Here is a 22367-nt window from a genome sequence, read left to right as displayed (position 1 = left end):
TTTTACGGCTGCTAACCGCTTTCTTCGCCGCGTATTAGCGCGCGGATCAGCCGCCGGCCGGGGTGCAGGTGGTCCGCCAGCGGCCCCTCCACCGGCAACGGCTCGTCGCACAGGCGCGAGGCGATCACCTCGGCGCACAGCGGCGCGCTTGAAAGCCCGCGCGAGCCGTGGGCGGCGCTGATCCAAAGCCCCGGGTGGTGCCGGCCGGGCGTGTCGAACGTGCGGGTAGCGTCCTTGTTAAGCGCCGCGTAGTCCGCCGCCCAGGCGGCGGCGTCCGGCACCGGGCCGGCGTAGGGGGTTTTGTCCGGGCTGGCCGCGCGAACGCCGGCTCGGCCCTGCATTTGCGCGGGGTCAAGCTCGGCGCCGGCCGCCTTAAGCCGGCGATACAGCGCGGGCAGCATCTTTTCCAGCTCGGTGAGGTTGTGGGCGTGGTCGGCCTCGCGCAGTGCGGTATCCGTGTCGCGGGGCACAAAGCTTGCGCCGACGGTGAGCACGCCGTTCAGCGCCGGCGGGGCGTAGCCGCCGGCACATACTACGCGTTCGGGGCCCGCTACGCCTGCAGGCAGCGGAATTTCGCTGATTTGGCCGCGCACCGGCTGCAGCGCCAGCTCGCGGGTTTGGGCAAAGCGATTGGCCCGGTGCGCGCTGGCAATGACCAGCTGATCGGCGGCAAGCGTTCGGCCGTCGGCGAGTATCACCTGCCAGCCGTTTTCGCTGTTTTCCAAGCGCTCCAGACGTTCGGCCTCGCCTTGAATGAGCGTGATAGTGGGATGTTCCAGCAGACGCTTGCACAGCGCAGCCGGGCGCACCCAGCCGGCCTGCGGGTACAAAAGCCCCTGTTCGCCGGCGACATCCAGGCCGGCCTCGCCGCGTAAATCGCTCTGTTTGCGCTGGCCGACCAGCGCCGCGGGCAGCGGGTGATGCATCGCAAAGCGTTGCTGGCGTGCGGCTTCCTTTTCGCCCAGCGCCAGCTGCAGCACGCCGCTTGGCTGCCACAGCGTGCCGCCGGGATCGACGTTTTCCATAAAGCGGCGGCTATACATCAGCCCGGCCAGATAAAAGCGGCTTTGCAGGTTGGTGTCGGCGGCGAGCTTGACGTACAGCGCGCCCTGACGGTTGCCCGAGCCGCCGGCGGCCGGCGCGTTTTTGTCTACCACGGTGACGGCCACGCCGCGCCGAGCGAGGGCCTCGGCGACGCAGGCCCCGGCGATTCCCGCGCCGATGACGATGGCGCTTTTTGCCGGCCCGGCGGCCGGCGGGGTAAACCAGGGCGTAGCCTGGCGCCGGGTATCATCGGGCGGGGCGTCGATGTGGCCGGCGAGCATCTCGCGCTTGCGCCCGAAGCCCGGCACTTTCTGCCAGTGAAAGCCTGCCGCCGCCAGGCCGCGCTTGACCACGCCCGCGCAGGTAAAGGTGGCAAAGGTGGCGTTCGGGCGCGAGCGTGCGGCCATGGCGGCAAACAGCGCCGGGTGCCACATCTCGGGGTTTTGCGCCGGGGCAAAGCCGTCAAGAAACCAGGCATCGACCCTGCCGTCCAGCAGCGCCAGGCGTTCGCAGGCGTCGCCGAAGTGCAGGTCGAGAATAACCCGGTCGCCGAGCTGCAGCCGATGGACGCCGCTCACCGCTTCCGGCCACTGACGGCAGAGCGACTCGGCTTCAGCGGCGAGATCCGGCCAGGCGCTCAGCGCCCGGGCCAGGCTTTCGCCGTTCAGCGGGTATTTTTCCGTGGAAACCAGGTGCAGCCGGGCCTCGGGCGGGGCGTGGTGGGCAAAGCACGCCCAGGCGCAGAGCATGTTCAGCCCGGTGCCAAAGCCGGTTTCGCCGATGACAAAGGGGCGCGGCTCGCGCCAGGCGGCAAAGCGCTCGGGTAGGCGGTTGGCGTGGATAAACACGTGCTCGGTTTCTGCGCGCCCATCCTGGCGGGAAAAATACACGTCGTCAAAGGCGTGAGAGTGCGGCGCGCCGTTTTCCCAGCCCAGCGTCGGGGCCGGCAGCGCTTCGAGCGCGGGCAAGGGAGAAAAGCGCGATTCGCCGTTTGCGTGGGTCACGAAAGCATCCGCCGTGGTCGAAGGGGGTGAAAAAGCGTGCGTCTGCTCGCCGCTCAGGGCAGTACTTTTTTGAACGGCTTGACCGTGACGCGGGCGTAAACGCCGGCGATCACGTAGGGGTCGGCATCGGCCCAGGCCCGGGCGGCGTCGAGGCTTTCGAACTCGGCGACGACCAGGCTGCCGCTGAAGCCGGCTTCGCCCGGGTTGTCGGTATCAACGGCCGGATGAGGGCCTGCCAGCACCAGCCGGCCTGCGTCGCGCAGCGCCTCAAGCCGTGCCAGATGATCCGGCCGGGCGGTCAGGCGGCGCTCCAGGCTGTGTTCGACGTCGTCGCTGATAATGGCGTAAAGCATAGGGGGACTCCTTGAAGACAGGGGCGGGCGAGGTGTCATTGACCGTTGTGGCCGTGGCCCGCACTATAAAGGCATGGCGCAGCGCGGCACGCGCCGCCAGGGCGGGGCTGCTGACAAGCGGTCTGCCGCGCTCAATTCTGACAAACTTCCTACCCGGCGTCATGCCTATGCCTATCGTAACTTCTACCACGGCTGCCGCAGTTTCTGCCACGGTCGCCGACCCGCTGCCCGACAGCCTCGACGCCGATCGCCGCTATCCGCTGGATTTTCACATGCACTCCACCGCCTCTGACGGGGCGCTGTCGCCTACCCAGCTGGTGGCGCTGTGCGCTGAACGCGGCCTTCGCCACATAGCGCTCACCGACCACGACACCATGGACGGCGTGGCCGAGGCGCAGGCGGCGGCGCGCCGGGCGGGCATTGGCCTGCTGCCGGGCTGCGAGCTTTCCACTCGCTGGCAGGGCATCGGCATTCACCTGGTTGCCCTGATGCCCGACGGCGCCCGGGGAGCGCTTGCCGAGGGGCTTGTGCATCAGCGCCGGGCGCGCATTGAACGCGCCGGCGTTATTGCACAGCGGCTGGAAAAAGCCGGCTTGACCGATGCCCTGGCCAAGGCGCGCGCCCAGGCGGGCAGCGAGCGCCCGCTGGGGCGGCCGGATTTTGCCCGAGCGCTGGTGGCAGACGGTCTGGTGAAGGATTTTCCCGAGGCGTTCAAGCGCTACCTGGGCAGCGGCAAGAAAGGCGACGTCAAGGCCCAGTGGCCGGAGCTCGGCGAGGCCGTGGGCTGGGTGGTGGCAGACGGCGGCGTGGCGGTGCTGGCACACCCGCTGCGCTACGGGTTGACCCGGCGCAAGCGCGGCCAGCTGATCGACCGCTTTGTCGAGGCCGGCGGCCAGGCGGTGGAGCTGGTCAGCGGCCAGCAAAACCCGGACACCACCCGAGATCTGGCCGGCCAGCTGGCAACGCTTGGGCTTTATGCTTCCATGGGCAGCGACTTTCACTTTCCCGGCGGCCACGCCGCGCCGGGCAGCATGAGCGCTGTGCCGCGCACGGCGGCACCGCCGATATGGCAGCATCCGCGCCTGCGTCTGGTTTAGCATGGCGGTGCAAAGCGCTTGTTTTTGCCCCAGATTTTCAGCACGAGTTCTCAGCACAAGTTTTTAGCACAGCAAGGAGAGACGACGATGACGCAGTTTTTCCAGATCCATCCGGAAACCCCTCAGAAACGTTTGATAGATCAGGCCGTGGAGATTGTCCGCCAGGGCGGGGTGATCGCCTATCCCACCGATTCGGGCTATGCCCTGGGCTGCCAGATGGGCGAAAAGAAAGCCATTGAAAAAATCAAGTGGCTACGCTCGCTGGATCAAAAGCACAACTTTACCCTGGTATGCTCGGATCTTTCCGAGATCGGCACCTACGCCAAGCTGGACAACGCCGAGTTTCGCCTGCTCAAGGCGCACACGCCGGGGCCCTATACCTACATCCTGACGGCAACCAACGAAGTGCCGCGCCTTTTGCTTCATCCCAAGCGCCGCTCTATCGGCGTGCGCGTCCCCGACCACGACATTACCCATGCGCTGCTTGAGGCACTGGGCCAGCCGCTGATGAGCGTGACGCTGATCCCCGTGGACGACGATCTGCCGATGACCGATGCCGAGGAGATACGTGAACGCTTTGGCGCGCACCTGGATCTGGTCATCGACGGCGGCGCCTGCCATCTGGAACCCACCAGCGTGATTGATCTGCGCGAGCTGCCGCCGATCATCGTGCGGGAAGGGCGCGGCGACGTGACGCCGTTTCGCGAGTACTAAGTGCGCGCGTACTAAGCGCACGCGTACTAAGCGCACACATCGGCGTTTTCGCGCCGCCGGCGCGCCTTGTCAGCCTTTCGGCGACGGCGCGTCGTCCTCGACTTCTTCCGCCTGGCGCGGGTCCTCGCTGTATTCGTCCAGCCAGGTGCCGCACAAAAGGCAGTAATAGGCGCCTTTTTCGTGGCGGTCGTGGCCGCAGCCGGGGCAGGCTTCATCGGAGTAACGGTCGGCGCGGATGGAGCGAATGACCTGGGCGGAAAACACGCCGGTAGGCACGGCGATGATCGAATAGCCCAGCAGCATCAGCAGCACGGTAATGGCCTGGCCCAGGGCGGTGACCGGGACGATATCGCCGTAGCCTACCGTGGTCATGCTGACAATCGCCCAGTAGACCGAACGCGGGATGCTGGAAAAGCCGGCCTCGGCCGGCTCGATGGTATACATCAGCGCGGCAAACAGCGTCACCACCATCAAAATGCTGACAAAAAACAAAAGGATCTGGCGAATGCTGCGGCGTATAGCGTCCATCAGCAGCTGCGCCTCGCCGACAAACTCCATCAGCCGCAGAATGCGGAAAATTCGCAGCACCCGCAGAAGGCGCACAATCACCAGCCCCTGAGAGCCGGGAATTATCAGCACCAGCCATGCAGGTAGAATTGCGACGATATCCACAAGGCCGTAGAAGCTTTTGAGATACAGCGATGGGCGCTCAAGGCAGTAGATGCGCGCGGCCAGCTCCAGCGTGAACACCACCGTCAGCGTCCATTCCACATAGCCAAACAGCGCGGCGAAACGCTGGTGATACGCCGGGACGCTATCCAGCATGATGGCCGCTGTGCCGGCCAGAATAGCGACGATAAGCGCAATGTCGAAGCTTTTCGCGGCAGGCGTGTTGGACTCAAAAATGATGTGGAAAAGGTGCGTGCGCAGCCCTTCTGCGGCGGGTTTCAAGCTCATGGGGCTTTCCTCTAGTGGCCTGGCAGCGTCGCGGCGAACGCACAGCCCACCGTCAACCCGCGCCCGGTTCAGCGCGGTCGGGCCAACAGGCGGCGACGTAAAAAGCTCGGGTCAACGAGAGTCTAGCTAAGCGGCGCGCCCCGGGCGAATCCTCGGGCAAGTATGAGCGCGGCCCGGCCGAACGCCACGTCGGGCTGGCCGTCTTTTCCCAGCCCGTTGCACAGTGTAAGGGCTGGCTGCTGCTGCTGGGGCAGCCGCTCAGAGGCGGCGGCCAGCGCAGCCAGGGCGTGTCGTGCGGCGTTGAGAAAAGTGGTACGGCCGCTGTCGTGCCAGGCGTCCAGGGCCAGCAAGGCACGGTGAAAGTGTTCAGCGGGGGTGTGCGCCTCGGGCAGCGGCCAGCGGGCCTTTCCCAGCGCGTTCCCCCGGGCTGCTTTGCTGCTGTCTGACGGGCGCAGCGCTGCGCTTTCGGCAAGCGTGTCGGCCAGCGCCCAGAGCGCATCCGGGCTGCCCGCCTTGAGCTCCAGCTCCAGCTCGCGGATGGGCGCGCGGCGCTTTCCGGCGATGATGTCGCCGTTGTCCAGCGCCACTTCGATTACGCTGCGGCGGTAACGTATTTCATAGCGCCGGCGAGTAAAGTCGGTGCGCAGCTGCGGGGCAAGGCGTGACAGCGCTGCATCGCCCAGCGCCTGTACCGGGGCCAGCGCGGCCAGCCCGGCCAGGTCCAGCGCGTCGTCGGCGACGCGCCATTCCCACTCGCTGCGGGTGGAAAGCCCGCCGCCGCCGTGGCCGGCGGTTTTCAATGTTTGCAGAATAACGCCGTCCATTCGGCGCAGCCGCAGCGCAATGCGCGCGGCGGCCAGCGTGCCTTCAGGGGTGTCGTAGTAGGTGTTGGCAAGGGTTTGGACGGCCGGTGCGTGTGCGGCCAGCAAAGGATGGCAAGGCAGCGTGTCGGCCGCTTCAGGGGTCAAGGCGAGCTTGAGCTCGATTTCCTGAGGTGCTACGTCGGCAAAAGAAGGGGCGGAATCGGACATGGCACATGCGCTCTCTTTATAAGGCGGTTGGATAGGCGACAATCGGCGGAAAGTTTGACGATTTATCGAACTTTTTGTGACGGCGGCAAGACCAGTCTCTATAATGGCGCCCGCCATTTTCGGGTTTTTCGACAACAGGCTTGAAAACTTTATGGTTACTTCGAATCCTTTCTCCGCCATGTTTGGCCGTTCGCCATTCCAGCCGCTGCTGGCCCACATCGTCAAGGCGAACGAATGCGCCGACCAGCTGCTGCCGTTTTTTGAGGCCACGCTGGATGGCGACTGGGACAGCGCGGCTCAGCTGCGTGAAAACGTCACCCGCCTGGAGCATGAGGCCGACGAGCTCAAGACCGAACTGCGGCTGAACCTGCCCAACACCATGTTTTTGCCGGTATCGCGCTCGGATCTGCTGGATCTGATCAGCGTTCAGGACAAGATCGCCAACAAGGTGCGCGACATTACCGGGATCATGGTCGGGCGCAAGATGCAGGTGCCCCAGCCGCTGGCCGGCCCCATGCGCGACTATATTCGCACCAGCGTCAAGTGTGTGGTTCAGGCGCGCCAGGCGCTGGAAGAGCTCCAGGAGCTGCTGGATTCAGCCTTTGGCCGCAACGTCGCCGACGTTATGCAAAACATGATCCGCGAGCTTCATGTGCTGGAACACCAGACCGACAGCCAGCAGGTGGCGATCCGCCGTCAGCTGTTCGAGCTGGAAGAACAGCTGCCGCCGGTAGACGTGATCTTTATGTACAAGATCATCGACGGTATCGGCGAGCTTTCTGACCGCGCCGAGCGGGTGGGCAGTCGTCTGCAGGTTCTTACCGCACGCTAAAAGGGGGCAGCATGCAGGTTATTGCTCAGCACGGCGACGTCTTTATTTTGTTGGCCTGTGCGTTCGGCTTTTTTATGGCCTGGGGGGTTGGGGCCAACGATGTGGCCAATGCCATGGGAACCTCAGTGGGTTCCCGGGCGGTCACCATCAAGCAGGCGATTATCATCGCGGTGGTGTTTGAGTTTCTCGGTGCCTGGCTTGCCGGCGGCGAAGTCACCAATACAATCCGTAAAGGCATCATTGACCCTGAACTGTTGCGCGACGACCCGCACCTGCTGGTGTATGGCATGCTCGCCGCGCTGCTGGCGGCGGGGACCTGGCTGCTGCTGGCTTCGCTCAGGGGCTGGCCGGTCTCTACGACACACTCGATTGTCGGCGCCATCGTCGGCTTTGCCGTGGCCGGCCTGGGGGCTTCCACGGTGGACTGGGGCGCTGTCAGCTCGATTGCGGCCAGCTGGGTCGTTTCCCCGATGCTTGCCGGCACCGTCGGATTTGTGCTGTTCAAGTCGGTGCATCTGCTGATTTTTGATGCCCGCGATCCGCTGGCAGCGGCCAAGCGCTACGTGCCGCTTTATATGTTTCTGGTCGGATTCATCATTTCCATGGTGACCATGACCAAAGGGCTCAAGCACGTCGGCCTGGACATCAGCTTTGTGCAAAGCCTGGGGCTTTCGACCGTGGTGGGGGCGGTGATTACCGGCCTTGGCATTGTGCTTGAGCGTCGCGTCAAGTACGTCAACACCCACGAAGATCAGTTTGGCTACGCCAACGTCGAGCGGGTGTTCGGCGTGCTGATGCTGTTTACCGCCTGTGCCATGGCCTTTGCCCACGGCTCCAACGACGTGGCCAACGCTGTAGGTCCGCTGGCCGCGGTCATCAGCGTGGTGCAAAGCGGCGGCGACATCAACGGCGCTGCGCTGGTGCCCTGGTGGGTGCTGGTGCTGGGCGGCGGCGGCATCGTGGTCGGGCTGGTCACCTACGGCCACCGGGTGATTGCCACCGTGGGCACCGGCATCACCGAGCTTACGCCCAGCCGCGGCTTTGCCGCGACCCTGGCGGCCGCTGCCACCGTGGTGCTGGCCTCGGGCACGGGGCTGCCGATCTCGACCACGCAGACGCTGGTCGGCGCGGTGCTCGGGGTAGGGCTTGCCCGCGGAATGACGGCGCTCAACCTGCGGGTGATCGGCACCATTGCCATGTCCTGGCTGATTACGCTGCCTGCCGGTGCCGGCCTGGCGATTTTGTTTTTCTTTATGCTCAAGGGCATGTTCGGCGCGTAATCCGGCGCGGGTATAAGTGTTAGCCAAGCGGCGCCTGCGGGCGCCGCTTGGCCGTTCGCCCCTTGCGTCGGGTTTTCCTGTCTTCTCATTGGGCCTTTGTCTTTTGTATCACCGCCACCGGAGAGTCACCCGTGGATACCCACTTTCCCTTTGTTGACTGGTTTCGTCACGCCTCGCCGTACATCAACGCGCACCGTGGCCGGACCTTTGTTGTCCTGGTGGAAGGGGAGGCTTTGGGCGCGGAACGCGGCGAGCCGCTGATTCAGGATCTGGCGCTTTTGCACACGCTTGGCGTGCGCCTGACGGTGGTATTCGGCGTTCGCCCCCAGGTAGAAGCCGCCCTGGCGGCGGATAATATTGTGCCCGAACGCGCAAACGGCCGCTGGGTTGCCGATGCCGCCGTGATGCGCCGGGTCGAGCAGGTAGCAGCGCAGCAGCGGCTGTGGCTGGAGGCACGGCTGTCGCTGGGGCTGCCCAGCACCCCGCTGCACGGCGTTGAGCTGAGCGTGGTATCGGGCAACCTGGTGACGGCCAAGCCGCTTGGCGTGCGCGAGGGCGTTGACTTTGACCACAGCGGCGAGGTGCGCCGGGTGCGCGCAGCGGCCATAGACGGGCTGCTGGATCACGGCTCGCTGGTGCTGCTGCCGCCGCTGGGCTTTTCCAGCACCGGCGAGGTGTTCGACCTGGACGCCGCCGAGGTGGCCCGCCACGCCGCCGTGGCGCTGGAAGCCGACAAGCTGATTTTGCTGGGCGAATCCGACGGCTTGCGTGACGAGCAGGGCACGCTGCTGCGCCAGCTGCCTCCCCATGACGCCGCGCCGCACCTTGAGCGAGCCGCGCCGGACGGCGAGCTTGCTCGCCATCTGCAGGCGGCCTGCGCGGCCGCTCGGGAGGGCGTGGCGCGCACCCACCTTTTGTCTTGGCGCAATCACGATGCGCTGCTCGGCGAGCTGTTTACCCGCGACGGCGTAGGCACCATGATCACCCGGCAGCGCTATGAGCAGCTGCGCCCGGCCACGCTTGCCGACGTCGCCGGGCTTTTGGAGCTGCTCGAACCGCTGGAGGCGCGCGGGATGCTGGTGGCCCGCTCCCGGGAGCGCCTGGAGCATGAAATCGACGACTATCTGGTCATCGAACGCGACGGCATGGTGATCGGCTGCGGGGCGCTGCAGCTGTTTGACAGGACCGAAGTGGCCGAGATTGCCTGCGTAGCGGTGCACCGTGACTACCGCGGCGGCGCCCGGGGCGAACGGCTGGTTGAGGCGCTGGAGCAGCGTGCGCGAACGCGCGGCGTCGGTGCGCTTTTTGTGCTCACCACGCACACCGTTCACTGGTTTGCCGAGCGCGGCTTTTGCCCGGCCAGTCTTGACGAACTGCCGCCGCTCAAGCGCGATGCCTATAACCATGCGCGGCGCTCAAAGGTGCTGTTCAAGGTGCTGGACTAGCCGCGGCGATGCCGGCAAGGCCGCGGCCTGGCTTTATTGTTTATAGCGCCTTTTGACCTCGACGCTCAGCGAGCCCTCGCTTAGCCGAAGCGTCAGCCGCTGGCCCGGCGTGGTATCTGCCGCGCGGCGAATGATCTGGCGCCGGGCATCTCGGGGAAGGGCGTAGCCGCGCTCCAGCACCGCCAGCGGGCTGACGGCGTTGAGCTCGCGGGCAGCGCCGCTGAGGCGCGCTTGGTGGGTTTGCCACTGCTGGCGCATGGCGCGCCGGAGCCGGGCGTTCAGCGTATCCAGCTGCCGGCGGTGGTGGCTGAGCCTTTCGCGTGGGTGGCGCAGCCGGGCGCGCAGGGCGTCCAGCCGCTGGCTGTCGCGTTCCAGCCGCGCCGTGATCGCCTGGCCGAGCCGGCGCTGCCAAGCGGCGATGTCCGCCTTCAGCGCGGCGCGCTCGGGCACCAGCTGCTCGGCGCCGGCCGAGGGCGTGGGCGCTCGGCAGTCGGCGGCGAAGTCGGCAAGGGTGGTATCCGCCTCGTGGCCCACGGCAGACATCACCGGCAGCCGCGAGTGATGGATGGCCCGGGCCAGATGTTCGCTGTTAAACGCCCAGAGATCTTCCAGGCTGCCGCCGCCCCGGGTGAGCAGCACGGCGTCGCGCTGTGCGTCCAGGCGCGTCTGGCGGTTCAGCAGCGCCAGCGCGGCGATCATCGCCGGTGCGGCTTTGTCGCCCTGCACCGGCACGGCAACAACCGTCACCTCCACCAGCGGCCAGCGTTTTTCCAGTACCGCCAGCACGTCGTGCACCGCCGCCCCGGTGGCCGACGTTATGACCAGCAGCCGTCGGGGCGGATGGGGCAGCGCCCGCGCGTTGGCGAACACGCCCTCGGCGTCGAGCGCTTTTTTCTGCCGCTCGAAGGTCGCCAGCAGCTCGCCGACCCCGGCGGCCTGCACCGCTTCCACGATCAGCTGGTAGTCGCCCCGGGGCTCAAACAGCGATACCCGGGCGCGCACCTTGACCTGCTGGCCGTCTTTGAGCGGTGCTGCCACAAAGCGTGCCCGGGCACGAAACAGCGCGCAGCGCACCTGGGCGCTGTCATCCTTGAGGGTGAAATAACGGTGCCCGGAGGCCGGGCTTGTAACGTTGGAAAGCTCGCCTTCAACCCAGACTTCGCCCAGGTCGCGCTCCAGCGAGCGGCGCGCCTGCTGGTTGAGCTGGCAAACGGAAAGCGGCGTGGAACGGTTGGGCGGCATGGGTTCCTGAGGGCGGCTGCGCCGGCGGTTCGGTGCGTAAAAGTTGCCTGTCCGGTCAGGAAAAATCCCGCAGGATCAAGGCCCTAGCGCCAGGCCTCAGCGTCGGGCGAAGGCCGGCTGGGCGAGGCGGATAGTGCGGATTGACATTGCTGAAAAGCCGGACAGAGCGCTACAATACGCGATTATCTTTTCATGCCCCATCTTCCCTCTCAACCTGGGTGTTGCCGCTATGCTACGTATGGCCCAAGAAGCGCTGACGTTTGACGACGTTCTCCTTGTTCCCGGTTTCTCCGACGTGTTGCCCAACGACGTCAGCCTCAGGACCCGCCTGACCCGCGATCTCGCCCTTAATATCCCGCTGGTATCAGCGGCGATGGACACCGTCACCGAAGGACGGCTGGCGATCGCCATGGCCCAGGAAGGCGGCATCGGCATCATTCACAAGAACATGACCGTGGCCCAGCAGGCGGCGGAAGTGCGCAAGGTCAAAAAGCACGAAAGCGTCATCGTCAACGATCCGGTAACGGTCAACCCCAAGGCCAAGCAGGCCGAGCTGCTGGCCATGGCCCGGGAAAACGGCTTTTCCGGCTTTCCGGTCATCGAGGGTGAAACGCTGGTGGGGCTGGTGACCGAGCGCGACATGCGTTTTCAGCCCAACCACGGCGACAGCGTGGCCGACATCATGACCCCGCGCGAGCGGCTGGTCACCGTGCCTGAAGGCACCACCCTTGACGTGATCAAGGCCAAGATGCAGGAGCACCGCGTTGAGAAAATGCTGGTGGTCGACGCCGATTTTCGCCTGCGCGGGCTGGTAACGTTTCAGGACATCGAAAAGGCCCGCACCTATCCCAGAGCCGCCAAGGATAGCGACGGCCGCCTGCTGGCCGGCGCCGCTGTGGGCACCGGCCCGGAAACGCCGGACCGCATCGCCGCGCTGGCCGAGGCCGGTGTGGATGCGATTATCGTGGATACGGCCCACGGCCACTCCCGGGGCGTGATCGAGCGGGTGCGCTGGGTCAAGCAGACCTTTCCGCAGATTCAGGTGATCGGCGGCAACATCGCCACCGGTGATGCCGCCCGGGCGCTGGCCGACGCCGGCGCCGACGGCGTCAAAGTGGGCATCGGCCCCGGCTCTATCTGCACCACCCGGGTAGTCGCCGGCGTGGGCGTGCCGCAGATTACCGCGGTCTCCAACGTCGCCGCCGCCCTTGAGCCCTACGATATTCCGCTGATCGCCGACGGCGGCGTGCGCTTCTCCGGGGATCTCGCCAAGGCCGTGGCCGCCGGTGCCAGCACGGTGATGGTCGGCGGGCTTTTGGCCGGCACCGAAGAAGCGCCCGGCGAAGTCGAGCTCTACCAGGGCCGTACCTACAAGGCGTACCGCGGCATGGGCTCCATGGGGGCGATGGCCCAGAACCAGGGCAGCGCCGACCGCTACTTCCAGGACCCGGCCGCCAGCGCCGAAAAGCTCGTGCCCGAAGGCATTGAAGGCCGCGTGCCGTATAAAGGCATGATGGGGGCGATCGTCCACCAGATGATGGGCGGGCTGCGTGCCTCCATGGGCTACACCGGCTGTCGCGATATTCAGCAAATGCGCACTCAGCCGGAGTTTGTCAAGATTACCGGCGCCGGCTTCAACGAGTCCCACGTCCACGACGTGCAGATCACCAAGGAAGCCCCCAACTACCGCGCCGGCTAGTACGGCAAGCGCGTTCTACGGCGGCGGGGCAATCCCGCCGTTTGCTTTTCAAGAGACTTCGCGATGACTGATATCCACGCCCATAAAATCCTGATTCTTGATTTCGGCTCCCAGTATACCCAGCTGATCGCACGGCGCGTGCGCGAGCTGGGCGTCTACTCGGAAGTGCGCGCTTTTGACATGAGCGAAGAAGAAATCCGTGCCTACAACCCCAACGGCATCATTCTTGCCGGCGGGCCGGAATCCGTGGCCGAGCTGGGCTCGCCCCGGGCGCCGGAGTGCGTCTTTACGCTGGGGCTGCCGGTATTCGGCATCTGCTACGGCATGCAGACCATGGCCGAGCAGCTGGGCGGCAAGGTGGAAGGCGCCAACAAGCGCGAGTTCGGCTTTGCCGAGGTGGGCATTGACGCTGAAACGGCGCTGTTTGCAGACATCGCCGACCGGCTCGATACCGACTCCGGCAAGCGCACCCTGGAAGTGTGGATGAGCCACGGCGACAAGGTGGCCGAAGTGCCGCCGGGCTTTACCGTGACCGCATCCACGCCAAGCTGCCCCGTTGCCGCCATGAGCCGGGAAGACAAGCAGTTTTTTGGCGTGCAGTTCCACCCCGAAGTGACCCACACGCTGCAGGGCCAGCGGATTCTCGAACACTTTGTGGTCGGCATTTGCCGGGCAGAAACCAACTGGACACCGGCGCAGATCATTGAAGATCAGGTCAGCCGTGTCCGTGAGCAGGTGGGCGACCGCCACGTGCTGCTGGGCCTTTCCGGCGGCGTGGATTCCTCCGTGGTCGCGGCGTTGCTGCACCGCGCCATCGGCGATCAGCTCACCTGTGTATTCGTCGACAACGGCCTTTTGCGCAAAAACGAAGGCGAGCAGGTGATGGAAACCTTCGCCAGCCACATGGGCGTCAACGTGATTCGGGTAGACGCCGAGCAGCGCTTTCTTGACAAGCTGGCCGGCCAGGCGGATCCGGAAATCAAGCGCAAGCGTATCGGCAACACCTTTATCGAAGTGTTTGACGAAGAGGCCGCCAAAATTGACGGCGTGGACTTTCTCGCCCAGGGCACCATCTACCCGGACGTGATCGAATCCGCCGCCGCCAAGACCGGCAAGGCCCACGTCATCAAGTCCCACCACAACGTTGGCGGGCTGCCCGACACCATGAAGCTCAAGCTGGTCGAGCCCCTGCGCGAGCTGTTCAAGGACGAAGTGCGCCGGCTCGGCGTTGAGCTCGGCCTGCCGGCGGACATGGTCTACCGCCACCCCTTCCCGGGGCCGGGCCTGGGCGTGCGCATTCTTGGCGAAGTGAAAAAGGAATACGCCGATATCCTGCGCGAAGCGGACGCCATCTTCATCGAAGAGCTGCGCCGTTCCGGCTGGTACGACAAAACCAGCCAGGCCTTTGCCGTCTTTCTGCCGGTGAAGTCCGTGGGCGTGGTCGGCGACGGCCGCCGCTACGAGTGGGTCATCGCCCTGCGCGCGGTGGAAACCGTCGACTTCATGACCGCCCGCTGGGCGCACCTGCCCTACGAGCTTTTGGAAACCGTATCCAACCGCATTATCAACGAGATGGAAGGCGTCTCCCGCGTCACCTATGACGTCTCCTCCAAGCCCCCCGCGACCATTGAGTGGGAGTAAGCGCTTGCTGCGCTGAAAGCCGCTTGAAGTCAGTCAGCAAAACCCGCCGCAAGGCGGGTTTTTTATGGGAGAAGCCGCGGCTTTTGGTTAAGGTGGCAAGCCGTTCGCCGGGGCAGTATGCCGCCACGCTCATGCGCTTGCCGGCCGTGCTGAACCGCCTTTTATTCATGTTGGGAATACTAAAATTTCTAATTAGCCTGCTTGGTAATAAAGCGGTTGTATTATACTGTGTCGCCCGCATCTAGCCCTTGATTCGCTTACCCACGGTGGTTGATATGCATTGGATATGGAAAAAATACGCCGATACCTCGCTGATCGCGCGGGTCACGATTGCGCTGGTGGCCGGCGTGGCCGTTGGCCTGCTGGGCAGCCAGGAAACGGTCGGCTGGCTGGCGCCGCTGGGGGATCTGCTGCTGCGGCTTTTGACTTTCCTGATCGTGCCTATCGTGCTGTTTACCCTGATGGTGGGCGTGAACCAGTCGCGTGAAGGCAGCGTCGGCCGGGTGGGGCGCAAGGTGTTCGTTTACTACCTGGCAAGCACGGCGTTTGCGATCGTGGTCGGGCTTTTCGTGGCTTCGCTGTTCAGCCCCGGCAGCGGCATGACGCTTGACGACAGTGCGAGCTTTTCGGTGCCGGAAAATCCGGGGCTGATCGACGTGCTGCTGGGGATCGTGCCCGGCAATATTCTTGAGGCCTTCACCGAGCTCAACATGCTGGGCATCATTTTTACCGCGCTGGTGTTCGGCATCGCGCTGCTTAAGCTGCGCGAGTCCGGCAGCGAGCGGCAGTCCGGCGTCGGCGAGCGGCTTTTCGAGGTGCTTGAAGCGCTCAATGAAATGACGCTGAAGGTGATGGCGGGGGTGCTGCACTATGTGCCCATCGGCGTTTTTGCCATTGTTGCCGATACCGTGAGCCGCCAGGGAATGGGTACGCTTTTGTCGCTGGGCGATATGGTGCTGGTGCTGTATCTGGCGCTGGCGATTCAGCTGGCGCTGTACTGCGGCGCCATGCGCCTGTTCGGCGTGCGTATCGGCGCGTTTTTTCGCGAGGCGCGCACGCCCATGGCCACGGCCTTTGCCACCCAGAGCAGCTCCGGGACGCTGCCGCTGACGGTCAACGCGGCCAGCCGGCTGGGCATTCCCAAGCCCATTTACGGCTTCAGCCTGCCGCTGGGGGCGACGCTGAACATGGACGGCGCGGCGATTCGCATTGCCATCTCGGCGGTGTTTGCCGCCAACGTTATCGGTGCGCCGCTGGATTTCATGAGCATGGTGCAGATCGTGCTGATCGGTACGCTGGTCTCGGTGGGCACTGCCGGGGTGCCCGGCGCAGGGATTATCATGATCGCCACGGTGTTTGCTCAGGTGGGGCTGCCCATCGAGACGGTGGCACTGCTCACCGCCATTGATGCGCTGGTGGGCATGGGCTGCACCGCGCTCAACGTCACCGGAGATTTGGTGGGCACCTCGATTATTAGCCGCAGCGAAGGCGGCAGGCTCAGCGAGCAGTCGGTCGGGGCTGCCTGCGGGGCAAAAAGCTGATAGCGTCGGCGGGGCGTAGAGAGGCAAACACCGTTCAACCATCGGGAGGCCGTGATGATCGCAGAAAACGAAATGCCCTATCTGACGCGCAGCGTCGAACTGGCCAAAGAGGCGCTGCAAGCCGGCGACGAGCCGTTTGGCAGTCTGCTGGTCAGCGCCCAGGGCAAGGTGCTCCAAGAAGAGCGTAACCGCATTGCCAGCGGCGACAGCACCCGCCACCCGGAAATCGCCCTGGCCTACTGGGCGGTGGAAAACCTGACGCCGGCAGAGCGTGCCGCCGCCACCGTGTATACCTCCGGCGAGCACTGCCCCATGTGCGCCGCCGCCCACGGCTGGGTAGGGCTTGGGCGCATTGTCTACGTCAGCTCGTCAAAGCAGCTCGGCCAGTGGCTAAGCGCGATGGAAGTGGCGCCGCCGCCGGTCAAGGCCCTGCCCATCCAGGAAATCGTGCCCGGCCTTGAGGTCGACGGCCCGGTGCCGGAGTTTGCCGAGACCATGGAGTCGCTGCATCGCCGGTATCATCAGCAACCGGCCGCGTCGCGCTAGTCGAGCACCGTTACCTTGACTTTGGTCACGCCGCGCTCGATAAATTCCAGCTTGCGCGCCGCGCGCTTGGACAGGTCAATAATGCGCCCGCGCACGTAGGGGCCGCGGTCGTTGATCACCACCTTGACGCTCTTTCCGGTATCCGGACGGGTGACCTTGACCTTGGTGCCCATGGGCAGCGTCAGGTGGGCGGCGGTCAGCGCCTGCTGGTCGAAAGGTGTGCCGCTGGCGGTGAGCGCACCTTGAAAACGGTCGCTGTAGTAGGAGGCCTTGCCTTTTTGCGTTACAGGCGCGGCATCGGCCAGCGCCGCGGTGCTTACGGCAATACTCAAAAAAGCGCCGGCCAGTGCGCCGGCCGCCAGCGTAGCAGGGAAAGAGCGGGTAGCCATTGGCGTTCCTCCCGGGTTGGGCACAAAGCGTAGCACGCTTTGGCTGTCGTCGGGTAGCGTGTGACGCCAGCCCGTGGCGGTCTTACCCGTGCTGCGTGAAGTAGGCCTGCATTACGGCGAGCACCTGATCGATATCAGCGTCGCTGATGTCGCGGTGGGTGACCAGCCGTGCGCTGCCCAGCAGGTCGATAAAGATGCTGTGTTCGCCAAGCCAGCCGGCCAGCGGCGCGGCGTGCGGGGCAAAGTCGGCGAACACCATGTTGGTGGCCTGCGAGGTGACGCGCACGCCGGGCAGCTTTTCCATGCCTTGGGCCAGCGCTTTGGCCCGGCGGTGATCTTCGGCAAGCCCCGAGAGATGATGCTCCAGCGCATACCAGCAGGCCGCGGCGATAATGCCGGACTGGCGCATGCCGCCGCCGGCTACCTTGCGCCACCGCCGAGCGCGCTCGATCAGCTCGGTGGAGCCGACAAGTACCGAGCCCACGGGGGCGCCGAGTCCTTTGGAAAAGCACAGCGAAACGCTGTCAAACGGCTCGCAGAGTGCCGCCAGCGGCGTATCCGTGGCCACGGAGGCGTTGAACAGCCGTGCCCCGTCCAGGTGGGTGGCCAGGCCGTGTTCGCGGGCCAGTGCCGTGGCCGCCTGAGTGTAGTCGTGGGGGATGACCTTGCCGGCGATGGTGTTTTCCAGTGCCAAAAGCCGGGTGCGGGCAAAGTGGACGTCGTCGTCCTTGATCGCCGCGCGGATCTTGTCCAGCGGCAAAGTGCCGTCGGCGGCATTTTCCACCGGCTGGGGCTGAATGCTGCCCAGCACAGCAGCACCGCCGCCTTCATAGCCATAGGTGTGGGCCTGCTGGCCGACGATATACTCGTCGCCGCGCCCGCAGTGGGCCATTAGCGCGATCAGGTTGCTTTGGGTGCCGCTGGGAAATAAAAGCGCGGCTTGCTTGCCGGTGATGTCGGCCACGGCCTTTTGAAACGCGTTGACGGTGGGGTCGTCGCCCCACACGTCGTCGCCGACCGGGGCGGCGCACATGGCCTCAAGCATGGCCGGAGAAGGGCGGGTGACGGTATCGCTGCGCAGGTCGATCATAGTGGCTCCCTGAAAAAAAAGTGGGACAGGCCCGGTGGTAAAACAAAGCGGGTGAGAAATAAAGCCGGGCGGGCGCCGCTTCCCGCTACTGATAGCCCCGGGCCTGCAGGCGGAACAGCGCGGCGTAGCGGCCGTTTTGCGCCAAAAGCTCGGCGTGGGTGCCGCGCTCGATAATCCGCCCGGCGTCCACCACCAGTATCTGCTCGGCGCTTCGCACCGTTGAGAAGCGATGCGAGATCAGAATCGTCATCTTGTCCCGGCTGTGCTGGCGAAAGCGGGAAAACACCTCGGCCTCGGCGGCGGGGTCCATGGCCGCGGTAGGCTCGTCGAGCACCAGAATATCGGCGTTTTCGCGCATGTAGGCCCGGGACAGGGCGATTTTCTGCCACTGGCCGCCGGAAAGCTCCTGGCCGTTTTTGAACCAGCGCCCCAGCTGGGTGTGATAGCCCTCGGGCATGTCGCGGATAAAGTCGTCGGCCATGCCGTGCCTTGCGGCGTGCTTCCAGCGGGCCTCATCGTCAAAGGCGTGGGTGTCGCCGACGCCGAGATTCTCGCCCACCGGCAGCTGGTAGCGCACGAAGTCCTGAAAGATCACCCCCACGCGTTCGCGCAGGGCCACCGCGTCCCAGTCGCGCAGGTCCGTGCCGTCGAGCACAATGCGCCCGGCGGTGGGGGAATAAAGCCGCGTCAAAAGCTTGATCAGCGTGGTCTTGCCCGAGCCGTTTTCCCCCACCAGCGCCAGGCTCTGGCCCGGCGTCAGGTGCAGCGAAATCCCGTGGAGCACTTCCTTGCCGCCGGGGTAGGCGAAGCTGACGTTTTCAAAGCGCAGGCCGTCGCCGGGCGTCTGGCCCCGGGTGGCGGTGCCGGCTTCTTCCTCTACCGGCTGCTCCAGGTATTCGTAGAGGTTGGAAAGGTACAGGTTGTCCTCGTACATGCCGCTGATGGCGGTGAGGCTTGCCGAAAGCGCGCTCTGGCCCTGTTTGAACACCATCAGGTACATGGTCATCTGGCCAAGGGTAAGCGCCCCGGCTACGGTTTCCACCACCACCCAGCCGTAGGCGGCGTAGAACGTCAGCGTGCCCAGAAGCCCCAGCGCAAAGCCCCAGCCTTCGCGGCGCAGGGTCAGGCGGCGCTCTTCAGTGAACAGGCGGTTGAATATGGCCCGGTAGCGCTGAAGAAACAGCCCTTCAAGGCCGAACAGCTTGACCTCTTTGATGCTGTCTTCCCGGGCGAGCACGGTTTCCAGATACATCTGCATCCGCGACTGGGGCGAGCGCCAGCGAAACAGCCGAAACGCCTCGCCGGAAAACTTCGCCTCGGAGACAAACACCGGCAGCGCGCCCGCCACCAGAATCAGCAGCGCCCAGGGCGAAAACTGCACCAGCAGCACGCCGAAGCTGCCCAGCGAAATGGCGTTTTGCAAAAGCGAAAACGTCTTGTTGACCAGCCCCAGCGGCCGGGTGGAGGCCTCGCGCCGGGCCCGGGTGAGCTTGTCGTAAAGCTCGGAGTCCTCGAACTGGGCAAGGGACAGCGTGCCGGCCTTTTGCAGAATCATCACGTTGACCCGGTGGCCCAGCCGCGCGCGCAAAAGCGATTTTTGCGCGTCCAGCCCGCGCTGGGCCATGGCGATCAGGCCGATCACTGCGCCTTCCAGCGCCACCAGCCACAGCACCGGCGCAAGGCTTTGAGCAAGCGGCGGGGCGCTCGTCGTTTTCTGAACCTCCATGGCGGCCACCACGCCGTCAACGATCAGCTGGCCCACCCAGGCGGCCACCGCGGGCAATACCCCGGCTACCAGCGTGCACAGGGCAAGGCCCAGCATCATCGGCCGGGAGGTTTGCCACACCAGCGCAAGCGCTCGCCGGCTGTAGCGAAAGACGCCGAAAAATCCGCTCAGCGGTGCTGCACCGGCGGGACGATGACGAGAGGCATGAAAAGCAGACAAGGTGATAGGGCCGGCTGCGCTAGCGCTGAGCCAGCTGTTGCCCGGCGGCCGCGTCGCAGCGGCGCTCGGCCGAGCTTGCCAGCCATTCCTCGTCGGGATAGTAGGCAAACACGTACTGCTCGTCTTTGATGCTGTCGATCAGCGGGTAGGTGACCGCGGTGCGCACCGCGGGGCAGCCGTGGCTGCGGCCCAGCCGGCCGGTCTTGTCGATAAAGGCTTCGCTGACGTAGTCCGCGCCGTGAATGACGATGGCGCGCTCGAAGGCGTGGTCGTTAACGTCGGGTTCCAGGCCGTCCAGGCGCAGCGAATAGCCGTTGCGCCCGTAGTAGCTGTTCATGGTGCGAAACAGCCCCAGGCTCGACTGGTGGCTGTCGGGCACGTTGGAAAACGCCGTCGCCCGGGCATCTCCGGAGCCCTGGCCGTGGGATACAAGCTCTTTGAACAAAAGCCGGTGGTGTTCCAGATCAAACACCCACAGGCGCGGCTTGGTAGACGGCCGGGAAAAATCAATCAGCGCCAGGCGCCGGGCGTTCGGGTCGGCGCAGGCAAGCGCCTCGGCGGCCATGCGCAGCGCCTGGGGGCTGGCGCCCGGTGCCAGCTGGCCAAGCCGGCGGTGAAGAGAGGGCGTGCCGAGCGCCGGCGCGGTGGCCAGCTGCGCGAAGAAATCCGCCGCCGGCAGTGGTAACGTAACGCTGAAAAGGGACACGCTCAGCAGCAGCGCCGAGGCTTTGAGTCGAAACGCCATGTCATCATCCTTGAAGATGTATGAGAAATGAACGGCCGGGCCGCCGTGCTTTGGCTTATGGCAAGTCCAGGACGTATCGTAACGCAAGGGGAAGGCAATGGATAAGACGCGGCGGAGAAAAAGCGGCGCAGCACCGGGAAAAGCAGCGCCGGGAAAGGCGATAGGGCTGGCGGCTTTCGCGCTCAGCGTCGCGCTGGCGGCTGCCCCCGCGACGGCCCAAACGCCGCCGGCCGGGGCCGTGACAGAAGAAATCGCCAGAGTGACAGGCCGGGCGGGCGATCCTGTGGCGGCCTTTTATCAGCGTACGCAGCAGCAGCCGGCCTGGTTGCGGCTTGAACAGGTGGAGTCGCTGGCCGCGGCGCTGCAAACGCTGCCGCGCGACGGCCTCGACCCCGCCGACTACTGGGACGGGCCGGACTCTTTGAGGGAGGCGTTTGCGCGCAGCCGGAGGGCAAGCGCACAGGCCCGGGCCGCCTTTGACGTGCGCGCTACCCAAACCCTGCTTGGCGCTCTGGACGATTTGCAGCGGGGCAGGCTTGACCCCGGCGAGCAGGTGGCCGGCTGGGAGACGCCGCGGCCGGCGCGCACGTACGCCATGAGCCGGGTGGTGGACGCCGTGCGAGATGCCGACGTGGCCAGGGCGCTGGCGCTGGCCCGGCCGGACACCGCCGCCTACGGGCAGCTGCGCCGGGCGCTGGCGAAGTATCGCGCCCTGGCCCGCCGGGCTCGGCAAACGAACACGCCGCTGCTGCCCGTCGATGGCGCCGCGCTGCGACCGGATGATACCGGCGAGGAGGTGGCGATTCTACGCCGCAGACTGGCCTACTGGGGGATATCCGAAGCGCTGTTCGGCGACCCCGGCACCTACGCCCGGGTGGCGGCCCGCGCGCCTGATCCGCAGCGTTTTGATGCCGGCCTGGAGGCGGCGGTCAAAGCCTTCCAGCGCCGCCATCTGCTGGACGAGGACGGCGTGGTGGGCCACAAAACGCGCCGGGCGCTCAACGCCGCGGTCGGCCCGCGGGTGGCAACGCTGCGCGTCAATCTGGAGCGCGCCCGGTGGATGCCGCCGGTAACGGCACGCAAGCCCGGCGTGTGGGTGGATATCGCCGGCTACCGCATGCACTATACCCGCCCGAGCGGCGAGCGCTGGTCGTCGAAGGTGATCGTCGGCCGCGCCGGGCGCGAAACGCCGGTGCTGCACTCGGTGATTACCCACCTGACCGTCAACCCCACCTGGACGGTGCCGCCCACCATCTGGCGCGAAGACGCGCTGCCCAATATCCGGCGTGATCCGGGCTATCTGGCCCGGCGTAACATGCGGGTATTAAGTCCGGACGGCACCCGGCTGGATCCGCAGAGCATCGACTGGCAGTCGCCGGGCAACGTCATGCTGCGCCAGGCCGCCGGGCCGGGTAATCCGCTGGGGCGCGTAGTGGTGCGCTTTCCCAACGATCAGCTGATTTATCTGCACGATACTCCGTCCCGGGGGCTTTTCAACCGCGACCGGCGAGCGCTGAGCTCCGGCTGCGTGCGGGTAGAAGGCGTGCGCGAGCTGGTGCGAATGCTGCTCGACGACACCGGCAGCGACTATCGGCTGGATATGCTGCTGCGCCGCGGCAAAAGCGACCGCAACGTTTATCTGCCAAGGCGAGTGCCGCTGGCGCTGGTGTATCTGACGGCCTGGCCCAGCGCCCGCGGCGAGGTGGTGTTTCGTCCGGACGTGTATCGCCGCGATGCCGCCCTGCTGGGCGCGCTGTAACGCCCGGAAGCGG

General features: G+C 65.6%; 19 protein-coding genes. 10 read left to right on the top strand and 9 right to left on the bottom strand.

What is annotated here, in order from left to right; genetic code table 11:
• Positions 1 to 11 precede the first annotated feature (11 nt).
• Both mnmC and ACZ415_RS01220 read right to left on the bottom strand, forming a co-directional pair.
• Complete coding sequence (gene mnmC, locus ACZ415_RS01225) at positions 12 to 2048, bottom strand: bifunctional tRNA (5-methylaminomethyl-2-thiouridine)(34)-methyltransferase MnmC2/FAD-dependent 5-carboxymethylaminomethyl-2-thiouridine(34) oxidoreductase MnmC1 (protein WP_344702611.1); 2037 nt, start codon at positions 2046 to 2048, stop codon at positions 12 to 14.
• A 53-nt stretch (positions 2049 to 2101) separates the two neighbouring features.
• Positions 2102 to 2401, bottom strand: coding sequence for a YciI family protein (locus tag ACZ415_RS01220; protein ID WP_344702613.1), 300 nt, complete (start codon positions 2399 to 2401; stop codon positions 2102 to 2104).
• 167 nt (positions 2402 to 2568) lie between these two features.
• Between ACZ415_RS01220 and ACZ415_RS01215 the strand changes: the two genes are divergently transcribed.
• Both ACZ415_RS01215 and ACZ415_RS01210 read left to right on the top strand, forming a co-directional pair.
• Positions 2569 to 3498, top strand: a complete 930-nt coding sequence (locus ACZ415_RS01215) for a PHP domain-containing protein (RefSeq protein ID WP_344702615.1) — start codon at positions 2569 to 2571, stop codon at positions 3496 to 3498.
• A gap of 87 nt (positions 3499 to 3585) precedes the next feature.
• The gene (locus tag ACZ415_RS01210; RefSeq protein ID WP_344702617.1) at positions 3586 to 4212 is read left to right on the top strand and encodes an L-threonylcarbamoyladenylate synthase; all 627 of its coding nucleotides are present in this window, start codon (positions 3586 to 3588) and stop codon (positions 4210 to 4212) included.
• A gap of 69 nt (positions 4213 to 4281) precedes the next feature.
• Here ACZ415_RS01210 and ACZ415_RS01205 read toward each other — a convergent pair whose 3' ends face one another.
• Positions 4282 to 5169 (bottom strand): ion transporter, encoded by an 888-nt coding sequence (locus ACZ415_RS01205; RefSeq protein ID WP_344702620.1) that lies wholly within the window; start codon positions 5167 to 5169, stop codon positions 4282 to 4284.
• A gap of 122 nt (positions 5170 to 5291) precedes the next feature.
• Positions 5292 to 6200: a CYTH domain-containing protein gene (locus ACZ415_RS01200; protein WP_344702622.1), complete on the bottom strand. Its 909-nt coding sequence runs from the start codon at positions 6198 to 6200 to the stop codon at positions 5292 to 5294.
• A gap of 151 nt (positions 6201 to 6351) precedes the next feature.
• Between ACZ415_RS01200 and ACZ415_RS01195 the strand changes: the two genes are divergently transcribed.
• From ACZ415_RS01195 to argA, 3 genes are all read left to right on the top strand, one after another.
• Positions 6352 to 7032 carry a TIGR00153 family protein gene (locus ACZ415_RS01195; RefSeq protein WP_344702624.1) on the top strand — a complete coding sequence of 227 codons (681 nt, stop codon included), beginning with the start codon at positions 6352 to 6354 and terminating at the stop codon, positions 7030 to 7032.
• 11 nt (positions 7033 to 7043) lie between these two features.
• On the top strand, positions 7044 to 8312 hold the full coding sequence (locus ACZ415_RS01190; protein ID WP_344702626.1) for an inorganic phosphate transporter: 1269 nt from the start codon (positions 7044 to 7046) through the stop codon (positions 8310 to 8312).
• Between the two features lie 131 nt (positions 8313 to 8443).
• Positions 8444 to 9757: an amino-acid N-acetyltransferase gene (argA, locus tag ACZ415_RS01185; protein WP_344702628.1), complete on the top strand. Its 1314-nt coding sequence runs from the start codon at positions 8444 to 8446 to the stop codon at positions 9755 to 9757.
• A gap of 33 nt (positions 9758 to 9790) precedes the next feature.
• On the opposite strand, the gene xseA is transcribed toward argA, so the two are convergent.
• A complete protein-coding gene (gene xseA / locus ACZ415_RS01180; RefSeq protein WP_344702630.1) occupies positions 9791 to 10999 on the bottom strand; it encodes an exodeoxyribonuclease VII large subunit in 1209 nt (402 codons plus the stop codon).
• A 229-nt stretch (positions 11000 to 11228) separates the two neighbouring features.
• Here xseA and guaB point away from each other — a divergent pair, with 229 nt between their 5' ends.
• The 4 genes from guaB to ACZ415_RS01160 all read left to right on the top strand — a co-directional run bounded on the left by guaB (position 11229) and on the right by ACZ415_RS01160 (position 16426).
• Complete coding sequence (gene guaB, locus ACZ415_RS01175; protein WP_344702632.1) at positions 11229 to 12698, top strand: IMP dehydrogenase; 1470 nt, start codon at positions 11229 to 11231, stop codon at positions 12696 to 12698.
• Between the two features lie 63 nt (positions 12699 to 12761).
• Entirely contained in the window at positions 12762 to 14339 is a 1578-nt protein-coding gene (gene guaA, locus ACZ415_RS01170; protein WP_344702634.1) for a glutamine-hydrolyzing GMP synthase, read from the top strand.
• Positions 14340 to 14614: 275 nt separating this feature from the next.
• Complete coding sequence (locus tag ACZ415_RS01165; RefSeq protein ID WP_344702636.1) at positions 14615 to 15880, top strand: dicarboxylate/amino acid:cation symporter; 1266 nt, start codon at positions 14615 to 14617, stop codon at positions 15878 to 15880.
• Between the two features lie 54 nt (positions 15881 to 15934).
• Positions 15935 to 16426 carry a nucleoside deaminase gene (locus ACZ415_RS01160; RefSeq protein WP_344702638.1) on the top strand — a complete coding sequence of 164 codons (492 nt, stop codon included), beginning with the start codon at positions 15935 to 15937 and terminating at the stop codon, positions 16424 to 16426.
• Here ACZ415_RS01160 and ACZ415_RS01155 read toward each other — a convergent pair.
• The 4 genes from ACZ415_RS01155 to ACZ415_RS01140 form a co-directional block, all read right to left on the bottom strand.
• Complete coding sequence (locus ACZ415_RS01155; protein WP_344702640.1) at positions 16423 to 16815, bottom strand: septal ring lytic transglycosylase RlpA family protein; 393 nt, start codon at positions 16813 to 16815, stop codon at positions 16423 to 16425. The two genes, ACZ415_RS01160 and ACZ415_RS01155, sit on opposite strands and share 4 nt — an antisense overlap.
• Positions 16816 to 16897: 82 nt before the next feature.
• Positions 16898 to 17905 carry a low-specificity L-threonine aldolase gene (ltaE, locus tag ACZ415_RS01150; protein ID WP_344702642.1) on the bottom strand — a complete coding sequence of 336 codons (1008 nt, stop codon included), beginning with the start codon at positions 17903 to 17905 and terminating at the stop codon, positions 16898 to 16900.
• 85 nt (positions 17906 to 17990) lie between these two features.
• A complete protein-coding gene (locus tag ACZ415_RS01145) occupies positions 17991 to 19850 on the bottom strand; it encodes an ABC transporter ATP-binding protein (protein ID WP_344702644.1) in 1860 nt (619 codons plus the stop codon).
• Between the two features lie 19 nt (positions 19851 to 19869).
• On the bottom strand, positions 19870 to 20595 hold the full coding sequence (locus tag ACZ415_RS01140) for a murein L,D-transpeptidase catalytic domain family protein (RefSeq protein WP_344702646.1): 726 nt from the start codon (positions 20593 to 20595) through the stop codon (positions 19870 to 19872).
• Positions 20596 to 20692: 97 nt separating this feature from the next.
• Between ACZ415_RS01140 and ACZ415_RS01135 the strand changes: the two genes are divergently transcribed.
• Positions 20693 to 22354: a L,D-transpeptidase family protein gene (locus ACZ415_RS01135; RefSeq protein WP_344702648.1), complete on the top strand. Its 1662-nt coding sequence runs from the start codon at positions 20693 to 20695 to the stop codon at positions 22352 to 22354.
• The last annotated feature ends 13 nt before the right edge of the window (positions 22355 to 22367 follow it).

The sequence above is a fragment of the Halomonas cibimaris genome (assembly GCF_055379665.1).
Note: the sequence above shows the minus strand (reverse complement) of the source record. Positions and strands in the feature narration are given on the sequence as shown.